This is a genomic window from Prauserella cavernicola (assembly GCF_016595675.1).
Classification (GTDB): domain Bacteria; phylum Actinomycetota; class Actinomycetes; order Mycobacteriales; family Pseudonocardiaceae; genus Prauserella_A; species Prauserella_A cavernicola.
The window spans coordinates 794,010-798,529 of record NZ_JAENJH010000001.1 but is presented as its reverse complement, the minus strand read 5'-3'; the positions used below and the strand labels follow the sequence as shown (position 1 = coordinate 798,529).

Annotated in this window: 3 protein-coding genes; 2 read left to right on the top strand and 1 reads right to left on the bottom strand. The window is 72.5% G+C overall.

Features of this window, described 5'->3' with window-relative positions:
• Positions 1–10: 10 nt before the first annotated feature.
• Entirely contained in the window at positions 11–1,693 is a 1,683-nt protein-coding gene (locus tag JHE00_RS03910; protein ID WP_200314791.1) for a right-handed parallel beta-helix repeat-containing protein, read from the bottom strand.
• Between the two features lie 44 nt (positions 1,694–1,737).
• Here JHE00_RS03910 and JHE00_RS35760 point away from each other — a divergent pair, with 44 nt between their 5' ends.
• Together JHE00_RS35760 and JHE00_RS03900 are read left to right on the top strand one after the other, a co-directional pair.
• Positions 1,738–2,643, top strand: coding sequence for an SseB family protein (locus JHE00_RS35760; protein ID WP_200314789.1), 906 nt, complete (start codon positions 1,738–1,740; stop codon positions 2,641–2,643).
• Complete coding sequence (locus JHE00_RS03900) at positions 2,640–4,376, top strand: bacterial transcriptional activator domain-containing protein (protein ID WP_200314787.1); 1,737 nt, start codon at positions 2,640–2,642, stop codon at positions 4,374–4,376. The genes JHE00_RS35760 and JHE00_RS03900 overlap by 4 nt, the downstream gene beginning before the upstream one ends.
• Positions 4,377–4,520 lie beyond the last annotated feature (144 nt).

The window sequence follows — 4,520 nt, the reverse complement described above, 5'->3', positions numbered from 1 at the left end:
CGCCTTGTGCTCAGTCGTCCTGGCGGATCGCGTCCAGCAGGTCGTCCAGGGTCAGCGTGAGCAGGTCGTTCCTGCTCGGCCTGCGGCCGAGGCCCCGCAGGCGCGTCGACTGCGATTTACGCATCCGCTCCAGGAGCTTGCGCGCCTCGCGCGCGTTGCCGAAGTTGTCGTCGCGCTCCACGTGGGCGAACCATTCGAGCAGTGCCGCGTCGAGATCGCCGGTGAGCCGGTAGTCGTCGCCGCCCGCGATGCGGCCGCTGATCTTCACCAGCTGCTCGGGGCTGTAGTTCTCGAACTCGATGTTCTTGGCGAACCTCGATGCCAGACCCGGGTTGGCGTCGAGGAACTCCAGCATCTCGCCGGTGTAGCCCGCGACGATCACGGCCACCTCGTCGCGGTGGTCCTCCATGAGCTTCACGAGCGTGTCGATGGCCTCCTGGCCGAAGTCGGCGCCGCTGCCACCCGAACGCGAGAGCGTGTAGGCCTCGTCGATGAACAGCACGCCGCCGCGCGCCTCGTCGAACACCGACGCGGCCTTCTCCGCCGTGTGCCCGATGTACTGGCCCACCAGGTCGCGCCGCGAGACCTCCCGGAAGTTGCCGTTCGGCAGCACGCCCAGTGCCTTGAGCAGCTTGCCGTAGGTCCGGGCCACCGTGGTCTTGCCGGTGCCGGGTGCGCCCGCGAACACCAGGTGGTTGCTCACCGCGCCGACGCTGAGGCCCTCGCTGCGCCGCCACTCGTTGACCTGCAGCTCGTCGATGAGTGCGCGCACCTCGCGCTTCACCCCGGCGAGCCCGATCATGCCGTCGAGCTCGGCCAGCAGTTTCTCCACCTGTTCGGCGTCCTGCCTGCCCGCCGTCGCCTTCGCGGCGCCGACCTGCGGCGTGGAGGGACCCTCGGAGTCCTGCGTGATCTCGGTTCTGGCGTCGGCGTCGACGTGGATGCCCGGCGCCGCGGTGTTCTCCACGCGGCAGTTGCGCACCGTTCCGCCGCACCCTCGGCCCACGGTGATGCCGGGGCCCTGGGTGTCGTGTACCCAGCACTCGTCGATCACGGGGAAGGTCTGGTCGGCGACGGCGATGCCCGCGTCGCCCGTGTGCGAGATGTCGCAGCGCTCCACTCGCGAGCCGCCTGCCTGGTACAGGTAGATGCCGCGGAACCCGCAGCCTGCCACTGTGGAATGGCGCACGGTGGCCTGCGCGCCGAGGCGCAGGATCACGGCGTCGTCGGCGATGTCTCGCACCTCGCACCGATCGATGACCGCGTCGGACTCCTCGACGACGAGCCCGACCTGCCCTCCGGTGACCCGCGTGCCCGTGATCTCCACGTCGGCACCGGCCGTGACGCTGATCGCGGCCGCGTGGCCCGCCGACGCCTCGCAGTCGGTGACGCGGGCGGTGCCGCCGCGGACCTCGACGGCCGGGCGGTCTCCCGAACGCAGGACGAGTCCGGACAGCGTCACCCTGGCGCCGACGGCGGAGACCACGGGCTCGTCGCGCGGCATCGGCGTGATCGTGACGGTGCCGTTCTCGCGGGCGGCGATCGTGACGTCCCGGCCCCGCACCGGCAGGGTCTCTTCGTACTCGCCGGCGCTCACCGAGATGACCGCACCGTCGTCGGCGGCCTCGAGCGCCTCGGTGATCGAGGAGTGCGCACCGCGTTGACCCGGTGCGACGAGCAAGGTCCTTGGCATCGTCGCCGACCATACCCTGCCCTTGCGTCACCGGGTTTGTATTGGTGACAGAGGACGGTGATGGCCCGGTGGACATGTCGTGGGAGCCGGCGAACGACGCCGAGCGGGCGATGGTCGCCGCGCTCGAAACCGGTGACGGAGCGGAGTACGCGAATCTGCTGCTGCGCAGCCCGTTGCTGCTGCCGGTCCTGCCGGCGCCCGACACCGCCGACTGGGAGAGCCTGACGAGGCGGATTCCGCTGTCCCGGGAACACGTTATGGTCTATACCTCTGCGGAGACGTTGGCGTGGAGCCTGGGCGGGCTGGCGCGGGGGCACAACGACACAGATCTGCCGTCGTTGCGCGCACGATGGGAGGACCCGGCCCGTCACCTCGCGGTCAACCCCGGCTCGCCGATCTCGGTGTCCCTGCCGGTGGATTCCGTGACCCAGCTGCGCGAGGGCCAGGACGAGATCGTGCCGGTGGAGGCCCTCGCCGACTCCATGACGGAGAACATCGTGAGTCTGTTGCGGCAGAGCTGTCTCGACGAGCTCGGCGCGGAGCAGGGGGCGGGTACGGATTCGCCCGCGGGCGCGCTGCAGTCCGCGCTGTGGGACGCCGCGGACCGGCAGGACACCGACGCGTTCCTGGCGCTGTTGCTCGACTCCACCGTGTTCGTCCCCACCGAGCGGGAGGTCTCCGGTGCCGAGCTCGCCCGCGAGCTCCCGTGGCTCACCGTCGGTCCGCGGGACTCGCCGCTGGTGCCGGTGTTCAGCTCGCGCGCGGGACTGGAGGCGACCAGTGGTCCGCGGCGGCACCACGTCGAGGTGCCGTTCGTGCTGTTGCTGGCCCGCTGGCCGGGGCCCGACCACGCCCTGTGCTTCGACCCGGGCGCACGAACCGAGCTCATCCTGCCCGGCGACGTGCTGCTGGATCTCTTCACCGGCCTGGAACCGGACGGCGCGCGGTGACCGCGCCACTGCTGTTCGCCTGCCTCGCCGTGGGCGGCGCGCTGCTCGGGCTCGCGATCGCCGCCGGGCCGCCACTGTGGCGCCGGTGGAGACGGCCGCTCCCTCGGCCCGAGCTGCTGGCGGGAGCGTGGGTGATGCGCGACGTCCGCGCCTCGGCGCTCACCGCGGCCGCGCTGGGCGAACTGGCCCGGGGCGAGCCGCCGGCGGTGCATGCGCTGTTCGTCGGCCGCGACCACGTGGCGTTGCGGCTCGGCGGTTCCGGTGGACGGCCGCCGGGCCGCTGGCGGCCGGACCCCTCCGGGCCGCCGGGGCAGGCGTGGTCACTGTCCATTGCGGATCTCGGCTCCGACCGTCGCCTGCCCGCGGGCTTCCCCGCCGTGGTGACGCTCGGGCGCGTCCAGGAGTGCGACGTGCTCGTCGATTTGAGGCAGGCGCGTGGGCTCGTCACCGTGGACGGGGACGAGACGCAGGCGGTGCGGTTGCTCGAGGCGATCGCGTTCGAGCTGGTCACCAACCCGTGGTCCCGGGAGGTGACGGTGCTGCTCGCCGGATTCGGCGTCGACGTCGTGCTCCCTGCCCCCGGCAGGGTCCGCAGGGCCGTCTCGGCCGCGGAGGCGGTGACGATCGCGGAGGCTTTCCTGCGCCAGCCCCAGGGCGTGTTGGTGGTGATCGTGGCCAGGCCGCCGTCGGCTCCCGATCTCGACCGGCTCGCCCACCTCGCCGAGGACGCGCGCGGAGCCGTGGTGGTGTTGTGCACGGGCAAGGCCTACGCGGCACGGTGGGTCGTGGGTGTCGGCCCCGACGGGCAGGCGCAACTGGGCCCGCTCGGTCTGCGGTTCGAGTCGATCGCCGGCGTGCTGGCGACACTGCGGGGCGAACTGCTGCTCGCGCAGGGCAGCGCGGTGGTGCCCGCGACGTTCGACCCCGGCGCTCCCTCACCAGGGGAGCCCGTCTGGTTCGCCGAGGGCGAGGGCGGCACGGGGTTCCAGCGCACCGTGGTGCTGCGTGCGCCCGCCAAGGCCGAGGTGCGGGTGCTCGGTCCGCTGGAGGTCCAGGCCCCCGGCGCCGTGCCGCCCGACCGGCGGCCGTTTCTCGCGCAGCTCGTGGCGGCCGCGGCGATTCTGCCGGGAGGCCTGTCCGCCTCGCTGCTGGCCGAGGTCGCAGGCCACTCGGCCGCCGATGTCGTGCGCCACCTGCACAATTGGCTCGGCGCCGAGGAGTCGGGCGCGCCACGGTTGCGGGACTCCGGTGGCGGCTGGAGGTTGTCGCCCCGGGTGCGGGTCGACTGGCAGCTGTTCCTGGACCTGGCGGGTGGCAGTGAGCCCAGCACCGAACGAGCCAGGCTCACCAACGCGCTCGGGCTCGTGCGAGGAGAACTGTTCGACACCGCCGGGTTCACCGCGCCGGTACGGCTCGCTCTCGACGGCGCGATGGAGGACCTCAGGGCCCGAAGCGTCCACTGTGTACGCCGGGCCGCTGAGCTCGCGATGGCGGGCGGCGACGTCGCCGGAGTGGAGTGGGCGCTGCGGCGGGGGCTTGTGCTGCTGCCGCGCATGGAGGGACTGTGGCGCACCCTGCTGCTCTTCCAGTCCGAGCACCAGCCCGAGCGCGTCGGCCGGACGGTCGAGGACCTGCGCGCGGCGCTCGCCTCGATGGGCGGCGAGCCGGACGCCGCCACGAGCAGGCTCCTCGCGCGCCTGGGCTGGCAGCAGCCGCTCGCTCCGGCTCCGTAGGCGAGCGATGCCTGTCCGTAGTCGAGTCGTAGCGGCACCGTACGAGTTCTCCCGCACATGCGTGAACAGGCGGTTCGCCGGTTCCGGCCGGGCAGGCGCACTGTCCGTGGTCTGTCAGCGCCTGCGGCGATGCTGTGCTCCAGT

Excerpts from the sequence above, each read along its gene's own strand:
- JHE00_RS03910 (WP_200314791.1), bottom strand. The coding sequence starts at position 1,693 with ATGCCAAGGACCTTGCTCGTCGCACCGGGTCAACGCGGTGCGCACTCC.